The organism is Pseudoxanthomonas sp. LjRoot204_2 (assembly GCF_056175765.1).
In genome coordinates, this window is record NZ_JBGFFG010000322.1 from 1 (window position 1) to 3,920 (window position 3,920).

Sequence of the window (3,920 nt, forward strand, 5' to 3'; positions counted from 1 at the left end):
CTGCGAGCCGTTCGGCAGCGTGTACGAGGTGAACACCGACAGCTGGATGTCCTCGTACTTGTTGTGGAACGCCGACAGGTTCAGGAACACGCGCTGGTCGAGGAACGACATCTTGCTGCCGATCTCGAAGCTGTCGACCGATTCGTCGTCGAACGGCTCGCCAGAGCGCGGCACCGCCGTGGTGTTGGCGCGGATGTTGTAGCCGCCCGACTTGAAACCGCGCGAGGCCAGGCCGTAGACCATGATGTCGGGGGTGACCTGGTAGTCCAGCGAGACCTTCGGCGAGACGTTCTTGAAGTTGACCGTCTTGTCGAAGTTCGCCGCCGTGCCCCACGACGTTTCGTACTGGTTGTTGGTGTAGAAGCGGTTCAGCGCGACGGCATGCTTGTCTTCGTCCGTGTAGCGCGCGCCCACGTCCAGCTTCAGGCGGTCGGTCAGGTCGAAGGTCCAGTCGGCGTACAGCGCGATGCTCTTGGTGTTGACCACGCCCTGGGTGTCGCCGAACAGCGGATTGGTCAGGCCGGTGGCCAGCAGCGGGTTCCAGAAATAGTTCAGCACCTGGCCACCGGCGTCGCCATTGAACCAGTACAGGCCCATGACGCCACGGGCACGGCCGCCGCCATCGTAGTTCGCCTGCAGTTCCTGGCTGACCTGGCTGTCGCTGTAGAACGCGCGCACGTCCACCAGCGGCAACGGCGTGGTGTCGAAGTCGATGTTGGTCTCGGTGTCGGATTCGCGCTTGGCGGCGACGTACTTGAACGCCCAGTTGTCGCTCGGCCGCCAGTTGGCGGTGACCGAGGCGCCCTTCATCTCGGTGTCGTTGATGTTCTTCATGCCGCTGCGGATGTCGTAGCGGTCGCTGGTCGGCGGATAGGCCGGGGCCAGCGGGTTCGGGGCCAGCATCTTCGCACCGCGCACACCGGACTGGTCGTCCATGTAGTCGAAGGCGAACTGCACGTCGAAATCGTCCTGCGAGTACGCGCCCAGCTGCATGCGGACCGCGTTGATCTCCTTGTCGCTGACCTCCTGGCCGGTGTACGTGTTCTCACCGAAGCCGTCGCGGTTCATGCTCGCCACCGAGACGCGGCCGCGCAGGCCGCTGTCCTTGCCGCCGATCTCGCCGCCCAGCGCCGCCTTCACGTCCAGCTGGTTGTAGTTGCCCACCGTGACCGAGGCGAAGCCGGTGGTCTCCTGCGGCAGGCCGCGCGAGATGTACTTGATCGCACCGCCGATGGTGTTCTTGCCGTACAGCGTGCCCTGCGGTCMGCGCAGCACTTCGATGCGCTCCACGTCGAACACGTCCAGCAGCGCACCCTGCGGGCGGGCGATGTAGACGTCGTCCAGGTAGATGCCCACGCCCGGGTCCACGCCCCACAGCGGATCGGCCTGGCCCACGCCGCGGATATAGGCGGTCACGGTGCTGGTGGAGCCGCGCGCCGCGTACACGGTCAGGTTCGGCACCTGTGCATCGAGGTCACCAAGGTCCTTGATGTTGAGCTTGTCCAGCGTCTCCGGCGTGAACGCGGTGACCGCGACCGGCACGTCCTGCAGGGTCTCCTCGCGCTTGCGCGCGGTGACCTTGACCGAATCGAGCGTGGTGGCGTTGGTGGCTGGCGTGCCGGCGGCCGGCGCGGCGTCCTGCGCCCATGCCACAGGCACGGACGACAACAGGACACAGCCGATGGCCAGGCTCAGGTGCTTGCGCTTCATGGGTCTCCCCCTCCCGGGTATGACGTTGGCGGCGGGCGGGTGCCGCCGATTGAAGCGAACACTAGGGGGTGGCCCGCGCGGAGGGCATCGTACCTTCGTACAGTGGGACGGCCGGCACGGCCCTGCGGATACTCGCCGCACTGCAACCGGCGCTGGCCGAGGAGTGTTGGATGTCGTTCCTGATCGTGCTGGCCGCGCTGTGTTTCCTGATGTTCGTGGCCTACCGCGGCTACAGCGTCATCCTGTTCGCGCCGATCGCGGCGTTGGGCGCGGTGCTGCTCACCGATCCGTCACTGGTCGCGCCGATGTTCACCGGTCTGTTCATGGACAAGATGGTCGGCTTCCTGAAGCTGTACTTCCCCGTGTTCCTGCTGGGTGCGGTGTTCGGCAAGCTGATCGAGATCTCCGGCTTCTCCAAGGCGATCGTGAAAGCGACCATCAAGGTGGTCGGCGCGCAGCGCGCGATGCTGTCCATCGTGCTGGTGTGCGCGCTGCTGACCTACGGCGGCGTGTCGCTGTTCGTGGTGGTGTTCGCGGTGTATCCGTTCGCGGCGGAACTGTTCCGCCAGAGCGACATCCCCAAGCGGCTGGTGCCGGGCACCATCGCGCTGGGCGCCTTCACCTTCACCATGGATGCACTGCCGGGCACGCCGCAGATCCAGAACATCATCCCCACCTCGTTCTTCGGCACCACCGGCTGGGCCGCGCCGGTGCTGGGTACCATCGGTGGCATCTTCATCCTGATCGTCGGCATGACGTACCTGGAATGGCGGCGTCGCGTGGCCGCGCGCAACGGGGAGGGCTATGCCGGCAGCGAAGAGCTGCGCAACGAACCCGAACCCTTCAGGGGCGATCGCCTGGCGCATCCGCTGATCGCGATCCTGCCGCTGCTGCTGGTGGGCGTGGCGAACTTCCTGTTCACCCGCTGGATCCCGGGCTTCTACGGCGACAGCCAGTCCTTCATCCCGGCGGTGATCGGCAATCCCGCACCGGTGGTGCAGGAGGTCTCGAAGGTCGCCGCGATCTGGGCCGTGCAGGGCGCGTTGCTGGTCGGCATCGTCTCGGTGATCGCGTTCGCGTGGAAGCCGGTGTTCGCCAGCTTCGCCGAAGGCACCAAGAGCGCCATCGGCGGCGCGTTGCTGGCCTCGATGAACACCGCCTCGGAATACGGCTTCGGCGCCGTCATCGCTGCCCTGCCCGGCTTCCTGGTGGTGGCCAACGCGCTGCAGGCCATTCCCAATCCGCTGGTCAACGAAGCGATCTCCGTCACCGCGCTGGCCGGCATCACCGGTTCGGCCTCGGGCGGCATGAGCATCGCGCTGGCGGCCATGGCGGACAGCTTCATCGCCAACGCGAACGCGGCCGGCATCCCGATGGAGGTGCTGCATCGCGTGGCGTCGATGGCCTCCGGCGGCATGGACACCCTGCCCCACAATGGTGCGGTGATCACCCTGCTGGCTGTTACCGGCCTCAGCCACCGGCAGTCGTACAAGGACATCTTCGCCATCACGCTGATCAAGACCACGGCGGTGTTCGTGATCATCGGCGTGTTTTACGCCACGGGCTGGGTCTGAGGCCACCCATGGCGTGACCGGCCTGTGCGCGCGGTCCCAAACGGGGCATCGCGCTTGCACAATACTTCCCGCATTCCGGGGAAGGCAGGGAAATCCGCATGGCGTACTACACCGTCCCGTGGCGTCGGCTCGCCGCGCGTGGCCCACTCCGGCGCACGGCCGTCGGCGCACGCGCTCGGCGCGACGCCGGCCCCGAACGACCGCCGGTGGCGACCGCCGACATCGGCACGCAGGTCCGTCAGCGCCTGAATCGCCTGTACGGCTGGAAAGGCGGCGAGCGCGCCAGTCCCAAGGACACCACGCCCGCACCGGACGCCATGGCCGTGCCGACCGGTGGCCGCGTGATGATGGGACAGTCGAATCCCCGGCTGCTGACCCTGGCTCGCCCGCCGTTCGCCGTGCAGGCACTCAACAACCTGAGCTACGGCGCCACCGCCACCACGGTCGCCGAGTTCAATGCGCTGGGCAGCAGCGACCGCCAGCGCCTGGCCAACTATGTCGACTGGCAGCTCAACTGGGATGCGATTGACGACAGCGCGGTCACCACTCGCCTCACCGCCGGCGGCTACACCACGCTCAACAAGTCGCTCGCCCAGCTGTGGGCCGACCACGTGGTGCCGGACCCGGAATACAACA

Annotated in this window: 3 protein-coding genes; 2 read left to right on the forward strand and 1 reads right to left on the reverse strand. The window is 66.8% G+C overall.

Annotated features, from left to right (window positions below):
- Positions 1-1,710: TonB-dependent receptor (locus AC04L7_RS13905; RefSeq protein WP_475513226.1), on the reverse strand; the 1,710-nt coding region annotated here is incomplete at its 3' end.
- A gap of 170 nt (positions 1,711-1,880) precedes the next feature.
- Between AC04L7_RS13905 and AC04L7_RS13910 the strand changes: the two genes are divergently transcribed.
- Complete coding sequence (locus AC04L7_RS13910) at positions 1,881-3,284, forward strand: GntP family permease (RefSeq protein WP_435999229.1); 1,404 nt, start codon at positions 1,881-1,883, stop codon at positions 3,282-3,284.
- A 98-nt stretch (positions 3,285-3,382) separates the two neighbouring features.
- Positions 3,383-3,920: hypothetical protein (locus AC04L7_RS13915; protein WP_475513227.1), on the forward strand; the 538-nt coding region annotated here is incomplete at its 3' end.

What these genes read in the sequence shown, in the direction of transcription:
- AC04L7_RS13910 (WP_435999229.1), top strand. Translation starts at nt 1,881, where the DNA reads ATGTCGTTCCTGATCGTGCTGGCCGCGCTGTGTTTCCTGATGTTCGTG.